18 protein-coding genes and 1 tRNA gene are annotated in these 22,411 nt (G+C 63.3%); 16 read left to right on the forward strand and 3 right to left on the reverse strand.

Annotation, left to right across the window (positions count from 1 at the left end):
• Positions 1-261: 261 nt before the first annotated feature.
• The 7 genes from BM222_RS23570 to BM222_RS23595 all read left to right on the forward strand — a co-directional run bounded on the left by BM222_RS23570 (position 262) and on the right by BM222_RS23595 (position 6,093).
• A complete protein-coding gene (locus BM222_RS23570) occupies positions 262-690 on the forward strand; it encodes a hypothetical protein (protein ID WP_092232842.1) in 429 nt (142 codons plus the stop codon).
• A complete protein-coding gene (locus BM222_RS41245) occupies positions 687-887 on the forward strand; it encodes a hypothetical protein (protein WP_177243401.1) in 201 nt (66 codons plus the stop codon). The genes BM222_RS23570 and BM222_RS41245 overlap by 4 nt, the downstream gene beginning before the upstream one ends.
• Entirely contained in the window at positions 884-1,261 is a 378-nt protein-coding gene (locus tag BM222_RS43065) for an HNH endonuclease (protein WP_210188512.1), read from the forward strand. Before BM222_RS41245 ends, BM222_RS43065 begins: the two co-directional genes overlap by 4 nt.
• 3 nt (positions 1,262-1,264) lie before the next feature.
• On the forward strand, positions 1,265-2,875 hold the full coding sequence (locus BM222_RS23580; protein WP_092232847.1) for a terminase large subunit: 1,611 nt from the start codon (positions 1,265-1,267) through the stop codon (positions 2,873-2,875).
• Between the two features lie 178 nt (positions 2,876-3,053).
• Positions 3,054-4,358 (forward strand): phage major capsid protein, encoded by a 1,305-nt coding sequence (locus BM222_RS23585; RefSeq protein WP_177243412.1) that lies wholly within the window; start codon positions 3,054-3,056, stop codon positions 4,356-4,358.
• Positions 4,355-4,876, forward strand: coding sequence for an HK97 family phage prohead protease (locus BM222_RS23590; protein ID WP_092232854.1), 522 nt, complete (start codon positions 4,355-4,357; stop codon positions 4,874-4,876). The genes BM222_RS23585 and BM222_RS23590 overlap by 4 nt, the downstream gene beginning before the upstream one ends.
• Positions 4,873-6,093 carry a phage portal protein gene (locus BM222_RS23595; RefSeq protein ID WP_092232856.1) on the forward strand — a complete coding sequence of 407 codons (1,221 nt, stop codon included), beginning with the start codon at positions 4,873-4,875 and terminating at the stop codon, positions 6,091-6,093. Before BM222_RS23590 ends, BM222_RS23595 begins: the two co-directional genes overlap by 4 nt.
• 484 nt (positions 6,094-6,577) lie before the next feature.
• Here the strand turns inward: BM222_RS23595 and BM222_RS40180 are convergent, their stop codons facing one another.
• Positions 6,578-6,823 carry a hypothetical protein gene (locus BM222_RS40180; RefSeq protein WP_143106022.1) on the reverse strand — a complete coding sequence of 82 codons (246 nt, stop codon included), beginning with the start codon at positions 6,821-6,823 and terminating at the stop codon, positions 6,578-6,580.
• Positions 6,824-7,005: 182 nt separating this feature from the next.
• Between BM222_RS40180 and BM222_RS23605 the strand changes: the two genes are divergently transcribed.
• Both BM222_RS23605 and BM222_RS23610 read left to right on the forward strand, forming a co-directional pair.
• Complete coding sequence (locus BM222_RS23605) at positions 7,006-7,305, forward strand: hypothetical protein (RefSeq protein ID WP_143106023.1); 300 nt, start codon at positions 7,006-7,008, stop codon at positions 7,303-7,305.
• Positions 7,306-7,311: 6 nt separating this feature from the next.
• Complete coding sequence (locus BM222_RS23610) at positions 7,312-8,481, forward strand: tyrosine-type recombinase/integrase (protein ID WP_092232867.1); 1,170 nt, start codon at positions 7,312-7,314, stop codon at positions 8,479-8,481.
• A 65-nt stretch (positions 8,482-8,546) separates the two neighbouring features.
• Here the strand turns inward: BM222_RS23610 and BM222_RS23615 are convergent.
• Positions 8,547-8,623 (reverse strand) — tRNA-Arg (locus BM222_RS23615).
• A gap of 405 nt (positions 8,624-9,028) precedes the next feature.
• Here BM222_RS23615 and BM222_RS23620 point away from each other — a divergent pair.
• From BM222_RS23620 to BM222_RS23650, 7 genes are all read left to right on the forward strand, one after another.
• A complete protein-coding gene (locus BM222_RS23620; protein WP_092232870.1) occupies positions 9,029-14,233 on the forward strand; it encodes an alpha-2-macroglobulin family protein in 5,205 nt (1,734 codons plus the stop codon).
• Between the two features lie 137 nt (positions 14,234-14,370).
• Positions 14,371-16,431, forward strand: coding sequence for a penicillin-binding protein 1C (gene pbpC / locus BM222_RS23625; protein ID WP_177243413.1), 2,061 nt, complete (start codon positions 14,371-14,373; stop codon positions 16,429-16,431).
• Positions 16,432-16,481: 50 nt separating this feature from the next.
• Positions 16,482-18,224: an ArnT family glycosyltransferase gene (locus BM222_RS23630; RefSeq protein WP_092232877.1), complete on the forward strand. Its 1,743-nt coding sequence runs from the start codon at positions 16,482-16,484 to the stop codon at positions 18,222-18,224.
• A gap of 1 nt (position 18,225) precedes the next feature.
• Entirely contained in the window at positions 18,226-19,071 is an 846-nt protein-coding gene (locus tag BM222_RS23635) for a phosphatase PAP2 family protein (RefSeq protein WP_092232881.1), read from the forward strand.
• A gap of 65 nt (positions 19,072-19,136) precedes the next feature.
• Positions 19,137-19,868 carry a glycosyltransferase family 2 protein gene (locus tag BM222_RS23640; RefSeq protein WP_092232883.1) on the forward strand — a complete coding sequence of 244 codons (732 nt, stop codon included), beginning with the start codon at positions 19,137-19,139 and terminating at the stop codon, positions 19,866-19,868.
• Positions 19,865-20,203: a lipid-A-disaccharide synthase N-terminal domain-containing protein gene (locus BM222_RS23645; RefSeq protein WP_092232886.1), complete on the forward strand. Its 339-nt coding sequence runs from the start codon at positions 19,865-19,867 to the stop codon at positions 20,201-20,203. Before BM222_RS23640 ends, BM222_RS23645 begins: the two co-directional genes overlap by 4 nt.
• 38 nt (positions 20,204-20,241) lie before the next feature.
• Positions 20,242-20,679, forward strand: a complete 438-nt coding sequence (locus BM222_RS23650; protein ID WP_092232889.1) for a DUF3592 domain-containing protein — start codon at positions 20,242-20,244, stop codon at positions 20,677-20,679.
• Here the strand turns inward: BM222_RS23650 and BM222_RS23655 are convergent.
• Positions 20,653-22,341, reverse strand: a complete 1,689-nt coding sequence (locus tag BM222_RS23655) for a Na/Pi cotransporter family protein (protein ID WP_092232892.1) — start codon at positions 22,339-22,341, stop codon at positions 20,653-20,655. The genes BM222_RS23650 and BM222_RS23655 overlap by 27 nt on opposite strands.
• Positions 22,342-22,411 lie beyond the last annotated feature (70 nt).

Genomic DNA, 22,411 nt, shown 5'->3' on the forward strand with positions numbered 1-22,411 from the left:
GTTATCGGGCTCGTTTTGGCACGGATTTGGCACGAACTGTACAAGCGCGTTCAGCCGAATTTTCAAGCGCTTAGGGCGTGGTTTGGCACGTCGATGGCACAGGTTTTGGCACGGTTTTTCGGCAGGGAATTGGCACGACGGCCAGTTTTGTACAGTTCTCAGTTTCTTCTCAGCTCGGTCCCGGCCGCCGGTCGCGCCGGGCTTTTTTTTGGAGGCCGTCTCGCGGCGGCTCGCCGATTGGATGGAAGGGGAATTCCAAGAATGACCACCACCAGTCAGATCATCAAGGTCTACCGTGGCGACACCGCCGCCGTTTCGGTTTCCATCACCAGAGCGGACGGAACGCCTTTCGAGCCTAGCCTCGATGCCGCCATCAAGTGGCGGATGGCGCGGACGTCCTTTTCGCCCGAGGAGGAGGTGCTGGTGCGCAAGGAGCTGGGGCAGGGCATGGAGCTGCAATCCTATGGCGTCGAGTTCGTGCTGGATGCCACCGACACCGACTTTCCCCCGGGGGTCTACTACCACGAGATGAAAGTGCTGGACGCGACCGACGTCGCCACCGTGATGACCGGCAGTGTTGTGATCAAGCCTGCGATGCGGATGGTGACAGATTATTCGCCTCTCGCCCCTAATTCTCCCCAAACCAAGATCGCGTTGACCGCGAGCGTGCGGAGGGTCGCAGCATCATGAGGGATGATTTAATCTCGGTGTGCGATCTCCGCGACGCCAAAACCTATCTGACGAAAACCGACCATTACATTTTGTTGCGCGTCCGTACTTGGAATGACGCACTTCCAGAGGTGTGGTTGCGCCTCGAACGCAGCGACTTCATCGGTCTGGCTGCCCATCTCACCAGCGACGCCGAGCAACTGAGCATCCTGCAGTGAGCGGGTTCTATTCGTCTGGGAACTGGCTGCAGATTCGCAAGCGCCAACTCGCTCGGCAGCCACTATGCGAGAGCTGTTCAGACATTGAGCCTGCGACCGAGGTTGACCATATCGTGCCAATCACTCAAGGCGGCGCAAAGCGCGATCCTGCTAACTTGCAGAGTCTGTGCCGGTCTTGCCACTCAGAGAAGACCAATGCTGAGCGCGCTGGCCGAACATGGATACCGCGCAAGCATCAGGGCTGCGACATTGATGGTGCGCCACGCCAGCCTTGGACAACGAGGGGAGTGGGGGTTCAGGAGCTACGGTCAAGATCGAACGGAGCGGCCCCGGAGCCCAAACCTGAATTAATTTTTCCGAAGTTGTTGGACTGAGCTGTGGGCCTCAGAGGTGCAGGGGCCAGAAAACGAAGCACCGTCAAAGCAACGAAAAAGGGCGTTCATGCCAGTTGGAAACGCAAGCGAACGCCGGTCGCTCGGGTCATCGCGTTTCTCGAAAGCCTGCCGATCACCAAGGGAATCCGCGCGGGCAAGAAAATGCGGCTGTTGCCGGGCCAGCGCAAATTCGTGGAGGACGTTTATGGCCGCGTGTCCAAGGACGGTCGGCGCAAGATCAGGATAGCGATCAAGAGGGAGCCGCGTGGCAACGGCAAAACCGGACTGCTCGCAGGCCTAGCCTTGTGTCACTTGCTCGGCCCTGAGTGCGAGCCGCGCGGCGAAATCTATTCTGCGGCTTATAACAAGCTGCAAGCCGCGCTGATCTTCGCGGAGATGAAGGCGATCATCGAGGCTGTGCCGGACTTCGAGCACCGTTGTAATCTGCAGCGCTATGGCAAGGTCATCGAGGTGCTGTCCGGCGACGGCGCCGGAAGCGTTTATGAATCGCTGTCCGCCGACGACAAGCGGGCCCATGGTCTCGCGCCGTCGTTCTGGGTGTTCGACGAATTCGCGCAAGCGCCGAACGCGGATTTGCTCGACAACCTGCGCACCGCCATGGGCAAGAGGTCGCAGGCGCTCGGCGTCATCATCTCGACTCAAGCCGCGAACGATCAGCACCCGCTCAGCCAGATGATCGACGATGCCAAACTCGGCGTCGATCCCTCCGTCTATCTGCAGTTGGCCGTCGCGCCGGACGATGCCGATATCTTTGACGAAGAAACATGGTTCGCGTGTAACGAGGCACTCGGCAAATTCCTCGACCTGAATGAATTCCGCTCGCAAGCCGCACAGGCCAAGCGGCTGCCGAGCTTCCGCGCGAAGTTCGAGAATCTGCGGCTGAATAAGCGCATCGATGCCAACGTACAGTTTATCTCTGACGCCGATTGGATGGCGTGTGCTGCTCCCCTCGACATGGCGGAGCTGGTCGGCAGGCCCTGCCATGCGGGTCTCGACCTCTCGCAGACAACGGACATGAGCGCGCTGGTTCTCTACTGGCCGCACAACGGCGCTGTGTTGCCGTTCTTTTGGTTGCCGGACGAAGGGTTGCTAGATCGAGATCGCAAGGAAGGCGGCCACTATCGCCGCTGGCGCGATGCCGGACTGCTGGAAACGACGCCCGGCAAAGCGATCAACTTCAAGGCCATCATTCGGCGGCTCGCCGAGATTAACGCCGAGTACCAGCTTGTTGCCGTCGCCTATGACCGGGCCTTCATCAAGACTTTCAACGCCCAGTGCGCCGAGGAAGGCATCGAGCTGCCGATGGAGGAATTCGGTCAAGGGTTCGTCTCCATGGCTCAGCCCGTGCAGCTGCTGGAGGCGGCCGTCCTCGACAGGCGAATCCACCACGGCGGCCATCCGATCCTGCGTTGGCAGATTTCGAACATCGCAATCGAGATGGACCCGGCAGGCAACCGCAAGCCCAGCAAACGAAGAGCTGTTGGACATATCGACGGCGCTGTCAGCCTCCTGATGGCGATGGGAAGTGCCAGCCGGACCCCACCCAAGCGCCGGTCGGTCTATGAGGAGCGCGGTATCCTGACGATTGAATAGCGCCTTCCGTGGACGTGGCTTTAGTATTCTCAGCGGGAATACTAAAGCAACGGTCGAAGAAGCCTCGTCGCCGAGTTTTGTTTCCTCAGTTAGCCCAATGGGTTAGTATGTCCATAGGCCCGTCGTGATGACGGCCCTTAGCCCAGTGCCGGGGACGCCCGGACAGATGGAGGCCAGAATGGCCAAGCTCCATGAGCTGCAGGAGAGGCGTGCTCACGCCGTCTCCGAAATGCAATCGATCAATGACAAGGTCGAAACTGAGACGCGGGATTATTCCGACGCCGAGGACAAGCGCCACAAAGAGCTGAAGAGCGAGATTGCGGGCCTCGATAGGCAGATCGCCCGCGCCGTCGATCTTCAGGAAGCCACGCGCGCGGCACCAGCGATCCTGCATCATGGTCGGGGTGATGGCAGCTTCGAGGAGCGGGCTCGCGAATATTCGCTGATCCGCGCGATTGCCCATCAGTCCGGCATGGCTGTCGATGCTGGTCGAGAAATCGAGATCAGCCAAGAGCTACAGCGTCGGTTCGGCATGACGCCAGAAGGGATGCTGGCGCCGACGCAAATCTTCGAACGGCGCGTTGTCACCACTGCGGCGCCTGCTGCCGGTCCCGGCTCCAACATTATCGCCACCGATCTGCTCGCCGGACAATTTATCGACATTTTGCGCGATGCTCTGGCGACAGCGCGGCTCGGCGCACGCGTGCTCTCGAATCTCGTCGGCAACGTTTCGATTCCACGGCTGAAGGCATCGGCGACGGGTGAATGGGTCGCTGAAAACTCGGGCCTCACCGCATCTGATGTTCAACTCGATCAGGTGTCATTGAGTCCAAAGCACGTCGGCGCGCTCGTCGAAGTCAGCCGCAACATGCTGCAGCAATCAACTCCCGATGTCGAAACCATCATCCGTGATGATTTCGCTGCGCTGCTCGCGAGGGCGATCGACAAGGGCGCGCTAATCGGCGGCGGCTCGAATGAACCGGTCGGTGTTCTCTCGACAAGTGGCATTGGTGACGTGCCGGGCGGCGCTGCTGGCCTTGCGCCAACATGGGCGAACATCTGCGCGCTCGTGTCGGCTGTTGCTGGCGCGAATGCTTTGACCGGCAGTCTTGGATTTGTGACGAACACGAAGGTCGTCGGCAAGTGCACCAGTGTCCTGAAATCCACCGCCGACACATCATCGAATTTTATCCTCGAAAATCCCGGTGCCGTTCAACTCGCCGGTTTTCCGTTGGTGCAGACAAACCTCATTCCATCAAATCTGGTGAAGGGCGGTAGCGGTACGGTTTGCAGCGCGCTGGTCTTTGGAAATTGGCGCGACCTGCTGATTGGCTACTGGAGCGCATTTGACGTGCTCGTCAACCCTTACGAGAGCACCGCTTACACCAAGGGCAACGTGCAAGTTCGCGCGATGGCGACATGCGATGTCGCCGTTCGTCAGGTGAAAAGTTTCGCAGCGACCAAAGACGTCTTAACGACATGACCATCGAACGCCGCGCCGCATCCCTCGAACTGCGCGCCAACGGTCGGCGGCTATCAGGCTATGCAGCGACGTTCGGCACGGAGGCGCGCATCAACGATTTCACTGAGACGATATCGCCCGGCGCCTTCCGGAAGACGCTCGCCTCTGGTGCCGATGTGCTGGCGCTGGTCGATCATGATGCCGGTCGCGTGCTGGCGCGAACCAAATCCTCCACGCTGCGTCTCAGTGAAGATAACCGTGGGCTGGCGTTTGATCTCGACGTGCCCGACACGACTTATGGCCGGGACATTCTCGAACTGGTTCAGCGCAATGATGCGGGCGGCATGTCGTTCGGATTCATCGCCAGCGATGAACGCTGGGATGGCGATCATCGCATTCTCAACAGTGTCGATCTGCGCGAGATCAGCGTCGTTTCCGCACATCCCGCCTACAGCCAAACCGTCGTGCAGGCCCGGGCACGTCCACGCTCGTTTCCGCTTGTGGCGGCTCGCCGACGTTTCTTGGACATCGTCCGATGAACCTGCTGACGCGCATTTTTGGATCGAGAACGGAACGGCGCAACGCGGTGCCAACGTCATGGGATTTGATGCGCGGGCTGACTGAGACGCAGTCGAGGGCCATTGTCAGTCCCTACTATGCCGAGAATCTGTCTGCCGTCTATGCCTGCATCCAATGTATTTCGGAAACGGTCGCGTGCTTGCCCTTGCACGTGTACCGGCGTGCTGGTGACGGGGTGAAGCTTGCAGACAACCAACACCCCGTCGCCAGACTGTTTCAGCAACCCAACACCATCCAGACCGCATCGGAATTTTTCGAGATGCTGCTCGGCCATTGCTTGCTGCGCGGCAATGCGTATGCCGAGATCGAGCGCGACCGTCGTGGCGCGCCGATTGGGTTGATTCCGTACCATCCTGATCAGGTCAGCGTGTGGCGAATCCCGAAAACGCGCCAAGTCGTCTATGACATTTCCGATCTCGACGGTCGTCGTCGGCGGTTATTGTCCGAGGAGGTGCTGCATCTGCGCGACCGGTCCGATGACGGGATTATCGGCAAGAGTCGCTTGCAGCGGACCCGCGAGGCCCTTGGCACGACGATAGCGACCGAGTGGCATGCCGCCAGCACGTTCAAAAATGGCGTGCGCCTGTCCGGCGTGCTCTCTCATCCAGATCGAATCAGCACAGGCGCTCACAATCACATCCGGGATTCATTCACCGACGAGTATGCCGGTCCCGGCAAGGCTGGCAAAGTGGCGGTTCTCGAAGAGGGCCTGAAATGGCAGTCGATCAGCGTCAGTCCCGAGGATGCCGAACTGTTGGCGTCGCGGCGTTTCGGCACCGAGACCATTGCGCGAATCTATCGCGTGCCGCTGCCGTTGCTGGCTGACATCTCGAACGGAAGCTACGCGAACGTTGTCGAGTTGAATCGCATGTTTGCCACGCATTGCCTGACGCCGTGGATCGTGCGACTCGAACAGGTCATCATGCGCGATCTGTTGTCGGAAGAGGGCCAACGCACCCATCTGGTCGAGATCGATCAGGATGATCTATTGCGCGGCGACATGCTGACGCGCTGGCAGTCTTATCGAATCATGCGCGAGATCGGCGGCGCATCGGCCAACGAAATCCGCGCGTGGGAAAAGATCAACCGGCGCAGCGATCCAGCTGGCGACGAGTTCTTGTCTCCGATGAACATGCAGTCCGAACAGTCCGGTGCACCAAAACAAGCCGCCGAGTGACGGAGGCTCGCCGTGTTAATGCGATCACGTTGGCCGCACCCAGCGGCAAGGCGAACGCAGTGGGGTTATCGAGAACCCCGGCACGTCGCAAAGCAAAAGTCGCGTGTCGTTTGGAGAATGGGCGAGCGTCAATTCCTAGAGATGGTCGCAACGCTGGCGCCGTTCATGCGCGAAGCCCAACCAACGCCGTTCGCCGAGGAGGCGCCCCGGCGATATAAGCTGCGGTCGAAGCTGTGTTTGCAGGGTTGGCCTTGGACCCACGCCGACCAGCAAGCCGCCGCTGTGATTCATGCCGCTCTGCATCGGATAGGCGCGCGCCGTCCAATGTGGATTGAGGGACAGCAGGAATATTGTCAGGGTGGATTTTTGCGTGACGACTATTGCTGGATGTGCGGTTCGCCGCTGCCATCGAGGCGCAAGAAATACTGCAGCGATCGTTGTGGAAGAATAGCTGCGCGGCTGCGGCCCCGCTCGATGTGGGACCTCATTGACCAGTTGTGATCTGCGCGACCGCTGCCCGCATTGTGGGCGGGCTCTGCCGCTCGATCATGATGTGCGGCAAGTCTTTTGTAGTCACGCCTGCTGTCTGGCCGCCTACTGGAAGCTGATATCGGAACAGAGACGGCAGGCGCGCGCTGGTAAAATGTGCCGCCATTGCGGTGTGGCGTTCGACGCTCAAAATATTTCTCGGCAGGTATTTTGTTGCCGCAAGTGCGCGCAGCACCATCATAACGGTTTGATTTCGCAGCGCACCGCAGCTCTGCGGGCAAAAAAAATTTGCCTAGTTTGCGGGGACGTGTTCGATGCAGTGCGGACCGATCAGGTCTATTGCAGGCGTTGCCGGAATCGTAGGCCTCGCTCTGGTGGATCGAAAAAGCCATCGCTAAATAGGCCCCGAGAGAGATGGGCAAAATGAACGATCAGTACGTAGATCAATGGTCGATACCTCCGTTGGCGCATGTTGATAGGTATTGGTCGGCGCTTGATTTCATCGGGTTGGAGCAGCCCAAGCGCAAGACTGCATCGCGGGCCTCCGCAAGGAAGCCGCCTCGGCTCAATTCCACCCCCGCCATCCTCAAGCATGCGGCGAAGCTCGGCTTGGGTGTCCGTATCATTGCCAAACTGGATGGCTCGATTGAATACGATATTCGGAATGGCGGCTCGAAAGGCGGTCCTGATGAGGACGCTGCGGACGCCAAGGAATGGGACTAGGGGCAAATGGCTGAGATCAAGCTGGACTTCGTCAATAGCTTCTACGATTCGCGTGGCAAACTGCGTCACCAGTTTCGCCGTAAGGGTCATAAGAAAAAGACGATCAAGGGCCGTCCCGGATCGCCCGAATTCATGGACCATTATCACGCGCTGCTCGATCAAACTGGCGGGCCGATGCCGGTTGCCGAGATCGGCGCGTCGCGGGCCAACGCTGGCACCATCGATGCAATTGTTGCGAAGTACCTGAAGAACGATGTGTTCACGAAAGGTTTGGCAAAGGCCTCGCAGAATTTCCGCAGGCCAATCCTCGATCATTTCCGCGAGCACCGGACGCCTAGCGGTCGGCGTTATGGCGACAATCGACTGGCGACGATCCAGCGCAAGAACATCAACGACTTTCTAGAAGGCAAGACGCCGAACGCTCAGAAGAACGCGATCAAGACTTTGCGCCATTTTATCGTGTTCGCCATCGGGGAGGGTGCGTGCTCGGTTGATCCGACTGTAGGCATCAGGCCATTGCGCGGCATCAAGAGCAGCGGTCATATGACGTGGAAGCCGCCGCAGATCGAGCAGTATCGCGAGCGGCACGCGCTCGGCACCACGGCGCGATTGGCGCTTGAACTGATGTTAAACATCGCCGCGCGCCGCGAAGATGCGCACAAGATCGGTCGGCAGCACTCTTCGTATGATCCCGACCGTCAACTTACGATGCTAACATGGCGGCCTTCCAAAACCCTTCGCTCCACCGGCAAGACATTGACGATCCCGATCCTGCCGAGCCTGCAAGAAGCACTGGACGCAATGCCCGAGCGCCTAAAGGGTGACGATAAGAGCGATGCGCTGGCCTTCCTGACAAACGACTATGGCAGGCCCTTCGCATCGGCCGCTGCGTTCGGCAACAAATTCGCAGACTGGTGCAACGCTGCAGGCCTGAAGCCTGTCTTGTGCGACGATCAACGGGTTCGCAACTTCAGGGCTCACGGCTTGCGCAAAGCCGCGCTGTACACGCTTTACAAGTCCGGTGGCACTGTCGCTGAACTGCAGGCGCTCGGTGGGCACGGCAGCATCGCGGAGTTGCAGAAGTACATTCAGGAGATCGAACAGGACGAACAGGCGGTATCGGCAATGGCAAAGGTCGCGGCCATTCAGGCCAAAGCACGAACAGGCAGTGACTAACCGTTTTGAAAACGGTGACTAACGGGAAGCCAAGGCATTGAAAAGGAAAAAGAAAATTTTGATGGTGGCGATCCCGGCAGGAATCGAACCTGCAACCCTCAGAGTAGAAATCTGATGCTCTATCCAGTTGAGCTACGGGACCGTCCTGCGCCACCCCCGTTTGGGAGGCTGATCGTTCATACCACATGCCAATAAGAAAAATCTGGCCGTTCGCCAAGTCTGAAGCGAACCGTTTTCCTCCGAGCCGCGACAAACCGGAACGGTGGAGTGTCAGGGTGCCGGGTTGAGCGGCAGCGGACCGGACGATGGATCACGTCGCCGGCAACGCTGAGGAGCTTCCGGGACACGGCCGCCGGTCGACCGGTCCGATATTGCTGCGCCCCAGGACGGCGTGCGCGGCGATAGCGCGATTGGTCTCCTCTGGGCGTGGCTTGCCATGACGAATGCGACGTTTTGCACCTTGTGGTTCCATCGCCACGAGTCCGTCACCTTTCCGCACACATTATCGCCGCCGCGGCGCTCGTCCGCGATTTCCGGGAGTCCATTCATGATTGGTCTGGTTCGCGCCGTTGCTCTCTGCGCCACGCTGGCGTTTGGCCTGAGCGCAGCACAAGCCGCAGACAAGGCGTTCAAGCGCGATGATCTCGCCGATTCCGCGGTCAAGTTGGAGGCGCAGATCAAGAGCGAGGCCGGACCGGTCGCCAAGTCCGGAACGAGCCTGCGCACCGACGCGGATTCTGCCTTCAGGCGCAATGACTTCCGCACCGGGCTGGCCGTCCTCGGCCAGATCGCCGCCACGACGCCTGATGATGCGGGCAACTGGCTGCGGCTCGCAAAGGCCATCTTCCAGATCACGCCGAAGAGCTCGAGCGAGCAGACCTTCCTGCTCGAACGCGCCTCGACCGCCGCCTACATCGCCTACCAGCGCGCCGGCAATCCCGGCGAGGAGGCGGACGCACTCGCCGTACTCGGCAAGTCGCTCTCGGAGCGCAAGCTCTGGCGCCCGGCGCTGGACGCGCTGCGGCTGTCGCTCGACATGCGCGAGGTCGCCGACGTCCGCGGCCAATACGAGAAGATGCGCGACGAGCACGGTTTCCGGCTGCTCGACTACACCGTGGATTCAGATTCGGCGAGCCCGCGCGCCTGCTTCCAATTCTCGGAGGAGCTCGCCAAGCGCACCGACTTCGCGCCATTTCTCGCGCTTGCAGGCCAGGACAAGCCGGCGCTCTCGGCCGAGGGCAAGCAGCTCTGCGTCGACGGGCTGAAGCACGGCGAGCGCTACAACATCAATCTGCGCGCCGGGTTGCCGTCGACCGTAAAGGAAGGCCTGCCGAAATCGGCCGAGTTCAACATCTATGTGCGCGACCGCAAGCCGTTCGTGCGTTTCACCAGCCGGGCCTATGTGCTGCCGCGGACCGGCCAGCGCGGCATTCCCGTGGTCAGCGTGAATACGCCCGCTGTGAACATCAGTGTGTTCCGGATTGGCGATCGCAATCTCATCAACAACGTGGTCGACAGCGACTTCCAGAAGACGCTGTCGAAGTATCAGCTCTCGGACCTCGGCGACGAGCGCGGCGTGAAAGTGTGGTCCGGCGAGCTCGCGACCGCGATGAACCTGAACCAGGACGTCATCACTGCATTTCCCGTCGACGAGGCGCTCGGTGAGCTTCAGCCCGGCGTTTACGTGATGACGGCAGCGGCCAAGGGGCCGGGCTCGGACGATGACTACCAGCTCGCCACCCAATGGTTCATCGTCTCCGATCTCGGCGTATCGGCTTATTCCGGCAATGACGGCATCCATGTCTTCGTCAATTCGCTGGCCTCGACCGAGCCGGTCGGCAAAGCCGAGGTCCGGCTCGTCGCCCGCAACAACGAGATCCTGGCGACCCGCAAGACCGACGACGCTGGCCATGTGCTGTTCGAGGCGGGCCTGGCGCGCGGTGAGGGCGGTCTATCGCCGGCGATGCTGACGGTGACCGGCGAGAAAGCCGATTACGCCTTTCTCAGCCTCAAGACCTCGGCCTTCGATCTGTCCGACCGCGGCGTTGCCGGGCGCGCGGTGCCTGCGCGCGCAGACGCCTTCGTCTACGCCGAGCGCGGCGTGTATCGCTCCAACGAGACGGTCTATCTCACGGCACTCCTGCGTGACGGACAGGGCAACGCCGTCAATGGCGGGCCGCTGACCCTCGTGATCGAGCGTCCTGACGGCGTCGAATTCCGCCGTGCAATGCTGGCTGACCAGGGCGCCGGCGGCCGTACGCTTGCGGTGCCGCTCAACTCGGCTGTTCCGACCGGAACATGGCGGGTGCGCGCCTTCACCGATCCCAGGGGCTCTTCGGTCGGCGAGACCACGTTCATGGTCGAAGACTATGTCCCCGACAGAATCGAATTCGACTTGTCGGCCAAGGACAAGCTGATCAAAGCCAACGCGCCTGTGGAGCTGAAGGCGGATGGCCATTTCCTCTATGGCGCGCCTGCATCCGGCCTCAGCCTCGAAGGCGACATGCTGATTGCTCCGGCCGCCGAGCGGCCGGGCTTTGCCGGCTACCAGTTCGGCGTCGATGACGAGCAGACCACCTCGAACGAGCGCACGCCGCTGGAGAACCTTCCCGGAGCCGACGCCAATGGCGTTGCGACCTTCCCGGTGACGCTGGAGAAGCAGCCGGCCTCGACCCGTCCCCAGGAGGCGCAGATCTTCATCCGCATGGTCGAAACCGGCGGCCGCGCCGTCGAGCGCAAGCTGGTGCTGCCGGTCGCGCCCGCGACCGCGCTGATCGGCGTCAAGCCGCTCTTCGGCGACAAGAACGTCGCGGAAGGCGACAAGGCCGAGTTCGACGTCGTGTTCGTCTCGCCCGAGGGCAAGACGATTGCCCGCGACGGTCTGCGCTACGAACTCCTGAAGATGGAGTCGCGCTATCAGTGGTATCGCCAGAACAATTACTGGGAGTACGAGCCGGTCAAGTCGACCTCGCGCGTCGCCGACGGTGATGTCACCATCGCTGCGGACAAGCCGTCCCGCATCTCGCTGGCGCCGCGCCCCGGCCGCTACCGGCTCGATGTGAAGTCGAACGATGCCGACGGCCCGGTGACCTCGGTGCAGTTCGACGTCGGCTGGTATTCCGACGGCAGCGCCGACACGCCGGACCTGCTGGAAACCTCGATCGACAAGCCGCAATATTCCTCAGGCGACACCATGACGGTGTCGGTCAATGTCCGCGCCGCCGGCAAGCTCACCGTCAACGTGGTCGGCGACCGGCTGCTGACGACGCAGACGATCGACGTCAAGGAAGGCACGGCGCAGGTGAGACTGCCGGTCGGCAGGGACTGGGGCACTGGCGCCTATGTGGTGGCGACGCTGCGCCGTCCGCTCGATGCGGCCGCGCAGCGGATGCCGGGCCGTGCGATCGGGTTGAAGTGGTTCGGAATCGACAAGCAGGCCCGCACGCTTCAGGTCAAGCTGACGCCGCCCGATCTGATCCGGCCGAATTCCACGTTGAAGATCCCGGTCAAGCTCGACGGGCTCAATCCGGGCGAGGACGCCAAGATCGTCGTCGCCGCGGTCGATGTGGGCATCCTCAACCTCACCAATTACAAGCCGCCGGCGCCGGATGATTATTATCTCGGCCAGCGTCAGCTCAGCGCGGAGATCCGCGATCTCTATGGGCAGCTGATCGACGGCATGTCCGGTACGCGCGGCCAGATCAAATCCGGCGGCGACGCCGGCGCGGCCGAGCTTCAAGGCTCGCCGCCCGCGCAGAAGCCGCTCGCGCTCTATTCCGGCATCGTCACGGTGGGGGCTGACGGCACTGCGGAAGTCAGCTTCGACATTCCGGAGTTCGCCGGCACCGCGCGCGTCATGGCGGTGGCATGGACCGCCACGAAGCTCGGCCGCGCCAACACCGACGTCGTGATCCGCGACCCCGTCGTGCTGACCACCACGCTGCCGCGCTTCCTGCTCAATGGCGACCACGGCACGGTCAATCTCGAGATCGACAATGTCGAGGGGCAAGCCGGCGACTACGTCATCAACGTCAAGACCGGCGGCCCGGTGAAGATGTCGGGCAATCCCGCCACCACGGTCAAGCTCGCCGCCAAGCAGCGCAACGCGTTCTCGCTGGCGCTCGATGCGACCGCGGCGGGGCAGGCGACGCTCGACGTCGACATCAAGGGACCGAACGGACTTGCGCTCGCAAGGCACTATGCCTTCGACGTCAAGGCGGCGACGCAGGTGTTGGCGCGGCGCTCGATCCGCACGTTGGCGAAGGGCGAGAGCCTGACGCTGACATCGGACATGTTCTCCGACCTCGTGCCGGGCACCGGCAGCGTCTCGGTCTCCGCCAGCCTGTCCACCGCGCTCGATGCGGCGACGATCCTGAAGGCGCTCGATCGTTATCCCTATGGCTGCTCGGAACAGATCACGAGCCGCGCCATGCCGCTGCTCTATGTCAACGACCTCGCGGCCGGGGCGCATCTTGCGATGGACACCGAGGTCGATCAGCGCATCCGCGATGCCATCGAACGGCTTTTGGCCCGTCAGGGCTCCAATGGCTCGTTCGGCCTGTGGTCGGCGGGCGGTGACGATGCCTGGCTCGATGCCTACGTGACTGACTTCCTCTCCCGCGCCCGCGAAAAGGGCTTTGTGGTGCCCGATGTCCTGTTCAAGAACGCGCTGGATCGTATCCGCAATTCCGTCGTCAACGGCAATGAGCCAGAGAAGGACGGCGGGCGCGATCTCGCTTATGGCCTCTACGTGCTGGCGCGCAACGGCGCGGCACCGATCGGCGATCTCCGCTATCTCGCGGATACCAAGCTGAACAACCTGGCGACGCCGATCGCCAAGTCTCAGCTTGCAGCGGCGCTCGCTCTGGTCGGCGACCGCAACCGCGCTGAGCGGGTCTATGGCGCGGCACTGGACTCGCTTGCGCCCAAGCCGGTGCTGGAGTTCGGCCGCAGCGACTACGGCTCGCAGCTCCGCGACGCCGCTGCTCTGGTCTCGCTCGCGAGCGAAGGCAACGCACCGAAGGCGACGCTGACGCAGGCCGTCGCACGGGTCGAGACCGCGCGCGGGCTGACGCCCTACACCTCCACGCAGGAGAATGCGTGGCTGGTGCTCGCGGCCCGGGCGCTGGCCAAGGAGAACCTCTCGATCGAGGTCGATGGCCAGCCGATCAAGACCGCGCTCTATCGCAGTTACAAGGCGGACACCCTGAACGGCAAGCCGCTCAAGATCACCAACACCGGCGATGCGCCTGTTCAGGCGGTGGTCTCGGTGTCGGGCTCGCCGGTGACGCCGGAGCCGGCCGCGTCCAACGGCTTCAAGATCGAGCGGAACTACTTCACGCTCGACGGCAAGCCCGCCGATATCAGCAAGGTCAAGCAGAACGATCGCTTTGCCGTGGTGTTGAAGATTACGGAGGCGAAGCCCGAGTACGGCCACATCATGGTGTCCGATTATCTGCCGGCGGGTCTGGAGATCGACAACCCCAAACTGGTCTCGTCGGGCGACAGCGGCACGCTGGACTGGATAGAGGACGGCGCGGAGCCCGAGGATACCGAGTTCCGTGACGACCGCTTCACGGCGGCCGTGGATCGCGCCTCGGATTCAAAGGCGGTGTTCACCGTCGCCTATGTCGTGCGCGTGGTTTCACCCGGCAAATACGTGTTGCCGCAGGCCTATGTCGAGGACATGTACAACCCCTCGCGCTATGGTCGCACCGGTACAGGCATTGTCGAGGTGCGGGCGGCGAAGTGAGCGGTGAGATGAACGACGGCGATAATAGCTCTCGTCATTCCGGGGCGGCTCGCAGAGCCGAACCCGGAATCTCGAGGTTCCGGGTGTGGTCCTTCGGACCATCCCGGAACGACGGCAGCGGAGGAGGGGGCGCGAGCATGCGTCTCCTCTCCGCCCTCGCGTTCACCTTCATCCTCGCCATCATCGGTTTCGTCGGCTGGGTCTATTCACTCGGCCCATTGCCACTCGACGAGGCGCGCCGCGTCTCGACCACAATCGTCGACCGCAACGGCAAGCTGCTGCGCGCCTATGCGATGGCCGACGGGCGCTGGCGGTTGCCGGTCGACGCCGAAGCCAACGTCGATCCGACCTATCTCAAGCTGCTGTTCGCCTATGAGGACCAGCGCTTCTACGCCCATGACGGCATCGATCCGATGGCGCTGGGGCGCGCCGCGTTGCAGCTCGGAACGCGTGGGCACATCGTGTCCGGCGGCTCGACCATCTCGATGCAACTCGCCCGGCTGATGGAGCCGCGGCGGCAGCGTTCGCTCTACGCAAAACTGCACCAGATCGTGCGCGCGATCGAGCTGGAGCGGACGCTCGACAAGCACGAGATCCTCAACCTCTACCTGGCGCTTGCGCCCTATGGCGGCAATCTCGAAGGCATCCGCGCCGCCTCGATCGCCTATCTCGGCAAGGAGCCGAAGCGGCTGTCGCTGGCGGAGGCAGCGCTTTTGGTCGCGCTGCCGCAATCGCCGGAAACGCGCAGGCTCGACCGCTATCCCGAAGCCGCGCGCCTCGCGCGCGATCGCGTGCTCGATCGCATGGTCGAGGAGCATGTGGTCAGCATCGACGATGCGAAGCAGGCCAAGGCCGTGCCCGTGCCGAAGCTGCGCAAGCCGATGCCGATCCTGGCACCGCATGCCTCCGACAACGCGCTGGCAACGGTCAAGGATGTCCCTGTTATCAAGCTGACGCTGGATTCCAATCTGCAGAAGGTGCTGGAGCCGCTGGCGCGCGACCGCGCAGTTGCACTGGGGCCGAACATCTCGGTCGGCATCATCGTCATCGACAATGACAGCGGCGACGTGCTCGCCCGCGTCGGCTCGGCCGACTATTTCGACGACATCAGGGCAGGACAGGTCGACATGACCCGCGCCATCCGCTCGCCTGGCTCGACGCTCAAGCCGTTCATCTATGGACTCGCGTTCGAGGACGGTTTTGTTCACCCCGACAGTCTGATCGACGATCGCCCGGTGCGCTTCGGCTCCTACGCGCCGGAGAATTTCGACCTGACGTTTCAGGGTACGGTGCCCGTGAGGAAGGCACTGCAGCTGTCGCTGAACGTGCCGGCGATCGTGCTGCTCGATCGTGTCGGCTCGAGCCGGCTGGCCTCGCGGCTACGGCAAGCCGGCGGCAATCTGGTTTTGCCCAAGGATGAGGCACCGGGGCTGGCGATGGGTCTCGGCGGCGTCGGCGTGACGCTTCAGGACCTCGCCCAGCTCTATGCGGGTTTCGCCCGGCTCGGCACCACCAAGCCGCTGCGTGAGATCATCGCAGCCAAGGACGATCGCGAGCCGCTGCGGCTGCTGGATCAGGTGGCGGCCTGGCAGGTCGGCAACGTGCTGCTGGGAACCCCGCCGCCGGAGAATGCCGCCCATAACAGGATCGCCTTCAAGACTGGCACCTCCTACGGCTATCGCGACGCCTGGTCGGTCGGATTCGACGGCCGCATGACCATTGGCGTCTGGGTCGGCCGGCCCGATGGCGCGCCGGTTCCCGGCCTGATCGGCCGCGTCGCCGCTGCGCCCATCCTGTTCGATGCCTTCGCGCGGACCGGCAAGACGTTGGTTCCGCTGCCGAAGCCGCCCAAGGGAACCCTGGTGGCCAACAACGCGAAGTTGCCGTTGCCCCTCAAGCGGTTCCGGCCCGTCGGAGAGCTGGTGCGGACCGGCGGCGAGCAGGCGCTCCACATCCAGTTCCCGCTCAACGGCTCCCGGATCGACGTGGACCGTTCAGGTGGAGCGGAAGCGGCCGCGATGCCGGTCAAGGTCGCGGGCGGGGTGCTGCCGATGACGGTCATGCTCAACGGAACGGCTCTCGGCGAGATCGACGGGCGGCGCCAGCGGCTGATCGATCCGCCCGGCCCAGGCTTTGCACGACTCACGGTGATCGACGCCGTTGGCGCAGCAGACACAGTCGTCATTCGAATTCAATGAGAGCGGCTTAAGCGGTTGTGGCGATGGCGGTTTCAGCGTAAGCGGAACCAATGGCCGAGACCTATCCAACGCCCCGTTTTGGAGCACCCCGAGAGCCGAAAACGCCCGTGAATCCGGGCAGCCGGCTCGTGCTGATGCTCGACTTTGTCACCACCAGCCACGCCCGCGCTGTGGGCTTCCTGGTGCTGTGCGCACTGCTGCTGTTCCTGCCGGGCTTCTTTACCATCCCACCGGTCGATCGCGACGAGGCGCGCTTCGCGCAGGCGACCAAGCAGATGGTCGAGAGCGGCGATTATGTCGACATCCGCTTCCAGGAGGACGTCCGCTACAAGAAGCCGGTCGGCATCTACTGGTTGCAATCCGCGGCCGTCGAGGTCGCGACGGCGCTGAAGCTGCCCAAGGCCGAGCTGCGGATCTGGGTCTACCGGCTGCCCTCGCTGATCGGGGCGATCGGCGCGGTGCTGATGACCTATTGGACGGCGCTCGGCTTCCTGACGCGGCGCGCGGCGGTGCTCGCTGCGCTGCTCATGTCCGCCTCCGTGCTGCTCGGCGTTGAAGCGCGGCTCGCCAAGACCGACGCCATGCTGCTGTTCTGCGTGACCGCAGCCATGGGCGCCATGGCGCGGGCCTATCTGTCCTGGCAGCGCGCCGAGGACGAGACGCATCCGCCCTGGAGCTGGCCCGCGATCTTCTGGACCGCGCTCGCTGCCGGCATCCTGATCAAGGGCCCGCTGATCCTGATGTTCGCAGGTCTGACCATCATCGCGCTCGCGATCCAGGACCGCGATTCCTCCTGGCTGTGGCGCTTGCGCCCCGTCTGGGGCTTGATGTGGATGCTGGTGCTGGTGCTGCCCTGGTTCATCGCGATCTTCTGGCGCGCCGGCGATGCCTTCTTCGCTGATTCCGTCGGCGGCGACATGCTGAGCAAGCTCAGTGCGCAGGAATCCCATGGCGCGCCGCCCGGGCTTTATCTGGCGCTGTTCTGGATCACCTTCTGGCCGGGTGCGCCGCTCGCGGCGATGGCGGCGCCTGCGGTGTGGCGGGCGCGACGCGAGCCCGGCGCGCAATTTCTGTTGGCCTGGCTGATCCCGTCCTGGATCGTGTTCGAAGCGGTTCTGACCAAGCTGCCGCATTACGTTCTGCCGCTCTATCCCGCGATTGCGATCCTCACGGCCGGCGCGCTGGAGCGGAACGTGCTGTCGCGCTCGTGGCTCGCGCGCGGCTCGGCCTGGTGGTTCGTGATTCCGGCAGGCGGCTCGATCATTGCGGTGGTCGGCGCGGTGATGCTGACGCGGCAGCCGGCGTTCGTCGCCTGGCCGTTCATCGCGGCTTCGCTGATCTTCGGCCTGTTCGCCTGGTGGCTGTTCGACACCAACCGCGCCGAGCGTTCGCTGCTCAACGCGCTGGTCGCGGCGCTGATGCTCGCCGTCGCGGTCTACGGCATCGTGCTGCCATCGCTGACGCCGCTGTTTCCGAGCATCGAGATCGCACGCGCGCTGCGCAACGTCACCTGCGTGGGGCCAAGGGCGGCCTCCGCCGGCTACGCCGAACCGAGCCTCGTGTTCCTGACCGGCACCCAGACGCTGTTGACGGACGGGTCGGGCGCTGCCGATTTCCTCAGACAGGGAAGCTGTCGCTTCGCGCTGATCGAGCAGCGCTCGGAGCGCAGCTTCGTGCAGCGCGCCGAGGCGATCGGGCTGCGTTACAAGGTCGGGGCGCGCATCGAAGGCTACAATTTCTCGCAGGGACGCGCGATCTCGATCGCGATTTTCCGCTCCGAAGGCACCGAATAGGATGGCCGGCTCGACCACCCTCGCGCCGCGCGCGAGCTATCCCGCGCAGCTGGTTGCGGTCGCGGGGCACGCGCTGGCGCAGCTTGCGCGCTCACCCTCGCATTCGCGCCGCGCTGCGGCTGCGCGAACTCTGGCGCGGCATTCGCTGTGGCTCGGCGCAGCGGGCGCAACGCTCGTCATCGTGCTGATGCTCGCTTTCGACCGGACCGAAATCCAGCTGATGCCGGCGCGTGGCACGCCGGCGCTCTGGCCGATCCGGATCCTCACCGATTTCGGCAAGGATGTGAATGTGCTCACGGCGCTGGGCGTCGCACTGGTGATCGTCGCGCTTGTCGCTGCCGGAACGCACGGCACGCGCCGCGCGCTCCTGCTCGGCTTCGGCACCCGGCTGCAATATCTGTTTCTGTCTGTAGCCCTGTCGGTGTTCGTGGCCGAAATCCTGAAATATCTCATCGGCCGCGGACGTCCGTTCGTCGGCGGCAAGGCCGATCCCTTCAACTTCATGCCGCTTGATGGCTCGGGGGCTTATTCCAGCCTGCCGTCGGGACATGCGGTGACCGCGTTTGCGCTGGCATTTGCCGTCGCGGCGCTCTGGCCGCGCCTGCGCGTGGTGATGTTCACTTACGCGATCGTGATCGTGCTGACCCGCCTGGTGCTGCTGGCGCATCACCCGAGCGACGTCACGGCCGGTGCTCTGGTCGGCATGGTCGGCGCCATGGCGGTCCGTTACTGGTTTGCGGCGCGCCGGCTGGCCTTTGCCATCCGCGCCGACGGCACCATCGTGCCGCTTCCGGGACCGCTTCCCGGTCGGCTCAAAAGGGTTGCCCGCGGGGCATCTGCCCCATAAAAGCGGCTGCTTCCCGGGAAGCGGGTTCCCAGGACGCCGGCCAATTCCAACCACGAGCTTTCGATTTGTCGTCCCAGCCCTCGGTTTCCATCGTCGTCCCGGTGCGCAATGAAGCCGACAACATTGTGCCCCTGATCGAGGAGATCACGGCTGTGCTCGATGGCCGCTGGGCCTATGAAATCATCTATGTCAACGACGGCTCAACCGATGCGACCGGCGAGCGGCTCGCAGCGATGATGGCGCAGCGGGACAATCTGCGGCAGTTGCGTCATGCCAGATCGGCCGGCCAATCGGCGGCGGTTCGCAGCGGCGTGCGGGCGGCGCGGGGCGCGATCGTGGCGACGCTCGATGGCGACGGCCAGAACAATCCCGTCTTCCTGCCGGACCTGATCGCGGCCGTCGAGAAGGGGGCCAATATCGGCCTCGCCGCGGGACAACGCGTCGGGCGCAAGGACACCGGCTTCAAGAAACTCCAGTCGCGGGTGGCCAACAAGGTCCGCAACGCGATCCTGCAGGACGGCACGCGCGACACCGGCTGCGGACTGAAGGCGTTCCGGCGCGAGGTCTTCCTGTCGATGCCCTATTTCGACGGGCTGCATCGTTTCCTGCCGGCGCTGGTCCGCCGCGAAGGCTTTGACATTGCCTATGTCGACGTGATCGACCGGCCACGCCATTCCGGCGTGTCCAATTACGGCTTCTTCGACCGGCTGTGGATCGGGATCATGGATCTCGCCGGCGTGTGGTGGCTGATCCGCCGCAAGAAGCCCACTCCAGACGTGACTGAGGTGAAGGCATGATCATTCAATTCGGTCAGGCATTGCACAATTATTTCTACGAGGTCTTCGTCGCCAAGTTCGATTTCTGGCTCGCCTTCGGGCTGGTCGCGCAATTGTTCTTCACCGCGCGTTTCCTGGTGCAGTGGATCGCGAGCGAGCGCGCCGGCAACAGCGTGGTGCCGATGGCGTTCTGGTTCTGCTCGATGGGCGGCGGCCTGATGACACTGGTTTACGGCGTCGTGAAGCGCGAGCCCATCATCATCCTCGGACAGGCGCTCGCGACGATCATCTATGTCCGAAACATCATGCTGATCGTCAAGAACCGCGGCCGGACGTCGAAGACCCTGGATCGCTGAGTCGGAGATCGCACGGACATGCAAATCTCCGGATCGACATGCGCAAGCTTCCGATAGTTCTGTTCTTCTCGCTTTTTTTGGCCGGCCTGACCTTGCTCGGGCTCGGCGTTCTCGATCTGGGCCGCACGATCGCATTTCTCGCCGGAGCCGAGCAGACCGAGGCGCGCTTTGCCGGCGCGATCGCACGAGGTGGTGGAAATCACGGCGGGACGTTTTTCTACCCGACCTTTCAGTTCGCAACACGCGACGGCCGCGCGATGACGTTCACGTCTCCTTCGGGGTCGACCGCGCAGCCTTATGTCGATGGTGAGCGAATCAGGATCGCCTACGATCCGCAGCGCCCCGAAGATGCGCGCCTGTTGTCGTTCCTGACACTGTGGATCGCTCCGACGCTGCTTTGCGCAGCGGGGCTGCTGCTGTCGGGAGGGGCGGTTCTGGTTCGCGCCGCGCTAACGCGGCAGCGCCGTCGCGCCTGAGGCGGGCAGGGCGGCCGTCTCGGCCTCGGTCCGGCGATAGGGCTCGCCTGCCGCATCCAGCACGGGATAGGCGACCGAGCAGATATGCGAGTGGATACGCCTGAGATCGCGCAGCACGTCCAGATGCAGCGAGGTGGTCTCGATCGTCTCCGGGCGGCCTTCGCGCAGGCGGTCGAGATGACGTTCGACGGCAGCGAGCTCGGTGTTCTTCAGCGCGGTCTTTTCCACCAGCAGCTTGCGGGCCTCGTTGGCATCGCCGGACATGAACACGCCGAAGGCGATCCGCAACGAGTCCATCGTGCGCTTGTGGAAAGCGGCCAGTTCCTCGGCGCCCTCGGCCGAGAACTGGAAGCGCCGCTTGATCTTCTTGGTGGCGAGCTCGCTCAAATTCTTGTCGACGATGTCGCCGATATGCTCGAGATTGATGGCGAAGGAGATGATCTCCATCGCACGCCGGCCCTCGCTCTCGTCGAGACTGCCGCGGGTCAGCTTGGTGAGATAGAGCTTGATGGCCTCGTCGAGGCTGTCGACGATGTTGTCGGTCTTCGAGACCTGGTCGACCAGGGAGCGATCGCCGGTCATCATCGCGGCCATCACCTTGCGCAGCATGGTCTCCACGAGGTCACCCATGCGCAGCGTCTCGCGTGCGGCATCGGCCAGCGCGAGCGACGGGGTCTCCAGCGCGCCGTCATCGAGGTAGCGCGGCCGGGCCGGGTCGGTTTCCTCCACGCGATCGGGCAAGAGCCGGGTCAGCAGGCGCGACATGACGTCGAGCAGCCCGACGAAGAGGATGGCGGTGCCGACGTTGAAGGCGACGTGGAAGGCGGCCGTCATCCGGGCGAGATCCGGCTGCCAGGCATGCATGAGCTGCGCGATCGTGCCCAGGAACGGCAAGACCAGCGCAATGCCGACCACGCGGTTGACGAGATTGCCGATCGGCAGGCGATAGCTCGCGGGATCGTCGCGCCTTGCGCCTTCGAATACCGGGTTGATGGCGCTGCCGAGATTGGCCCCGAGCACCAGAGCGAGCGCCGCGGATGGCGTGATGAACTGCGAATAGGCCAGCGACATGATCAGCAGCACGCTGGCGACGCTCGAATGCACCGCCCAGGTCAGGAGTGCGGCGACGAGGATGCACAGAATGGGGTCGCCGGTCATGGCCGACATCACGACGCGTACGCCGGGCGCGTTCTCCGCCGGCGCCAGCGTGTCGAGCAGGATGTGCAGCGACAGCAGCATCAGGCCGAGACCGATGCAGACGCGGCCGATATCCTTGATGCGCGAGCGAGGGCCGGCGCGGAAGGCGACGAGGCCGAGCACGAACAGCACGGGCGCAACGGCTGCGATGTTGAACGACAGCGCCTGCACGATCAGCGTCGTGCCGACATTGGCGCCCAGCATGATGGCGAGCGCAGCGACGAGGCTGAGCAGGCCCTCGGCGGCAAAGGAGGTGGTGAGCAGCGCGGTCGCCGTGCTGCTCTGGAGCAGCGCGGTGAGACCGAGGCCCGCGGCAAACGCGCTGAAGCGGTTGCCGAGTGCTTTGCCAAGCACGCGTCGCAAGTCGGGACCAAAGGCGCGCAGGATGCCGCTTTGGACCATATGCAGGCCCCACAGCAGCAGCGCTACGCCGCCCATCAGATCGAGCAGAACCAACGTTCCCATGCTCCGTGTCCGGACGAGAGTCGATTGGTGAGGCTAACGCCAAATGATCGGGGATCAAACCCTTTGTTGG

It is taken from the genome of Bradyrhizobium sp. Gha (assembly GCF_900113735.1).
Lineage (GTDB): Bacteria > Pseudomonadota > Alphaproteobacteria > Rhizobiales > Xanthobacteraceae > Bradyrhizobium.

What these genes read in the sequence shown, in the direction of transcription:
- BM222_RS23570 (WP_092232842.1), top strand. Translation starts at nt 262, where the DNA reads ATGACCACCACCAGTCAGATCATCAAGGTCTACCGTGGCGACACCGCC.
- BM222_RS23635 (WP_092232881.1), top strand. Translation starts at nt 18,226, where the DNA reads ATGGCCGGCTCGACCACCCTCGCGCCGCGCGCGAGCTATCCCGCGCAG.
- pbpC (WP_177243413.1), top strand. Translation starts at nt 14,371, where the DNA reads ATGCGTCTCCTCTCCGCCCTCGCGTTCACCTTCATCCTCGCCATCATC.
- BM222_RS23655 (WP_092232892.1), bottom strand. Translation starts at nt 22,341, where the DNA reads ATGGGAACGTTGGTTCTGCTCGATCTGATGGGCGGCGTAGCGCTGCTG.
- BM222_RS23650 (WP_092232889.1), top strand. Translation starts at nt 20,242, where the DNA reads ATGCGCAAGCTTCCGATAGTTCTGTTCTTCTCGCTTTTTTTGGCCGGC.
- BM222_RS40180 (WP_143106022.1), bottom strand. Translation starts at nt 6,823, where the DNA reads ATGATGGTGCTGCGCGCACTTGCGGCAACAAAATACCTGCCGAGAAAT.
- BM222_RS23645 (WP_092232886.1), top strand. Translation starts at nt 19,865, where the DNA reads ATGATCATTCAATTCGGTCAGGCATTGCACAATTATTTCTACGAGGTC.
- BM222_RS41245 (WP_177243401.1), top strand. Translation starts at nt 687, where the DNA reads ATGAGGGATGATTTAATCTCGGTGTGCGATCTCCGCGACGCCAAAACC.
- BM222_RS23610 (WP_092232867.1), top strand. Translation starts at nt 7,312, where the DNA reads ATGGCTGAGATCAAGCTGGACTTCGTCAATAGCTTCTACGATTCGCGT.
- BM222_RS23620 (WP_092232870.1), top strand. Translation starts at nt 9,029, where the DNA reads ATGATTGGTCTGGTTCGCGCCGTTGCTCTCTGCGCCACGCTGGCGTTT.
- BM222_RS23595 (WP_092232856.1), top strand. Translation starts at nt 4,873, where the DNA reads ATGAACCTGCTGACGCGCATTTTTGGATCGAGAACGGAACGGCGCAAC.
- BM222_RS23605 (WP_143106023.1), top strand. Translation starts at nt 7,006, where the DNA reads ATGAACGATCAGTACGTAGATCAATGGTCGATACCTCCGTTGGCGCAT.
- BM222_RS23630 (WP_092232877.1), top strand. Translation starts at nt 16,482, where the DNA reads ATGGCCGAGACCTATCCAACGCCCCGTTTTGGAGCACCCCGAGAGCCG.
- BM222_RS23590 (WP_092232854.1), top strand. Translation starts at nt 4,355, where the DNA reads ATGACCATCGAACGCCGCGCCGCATCCCTCGAACTGCGCGCCAACGGT.
- BM222_RS23585 (WP_177243412.1), top strand. Translation starts at nt 3,054, where the DNA reads ATGGCCAAGCTCCATGAGCTGCAGGAGAGGCGTGCTCACGCCGTCTCC.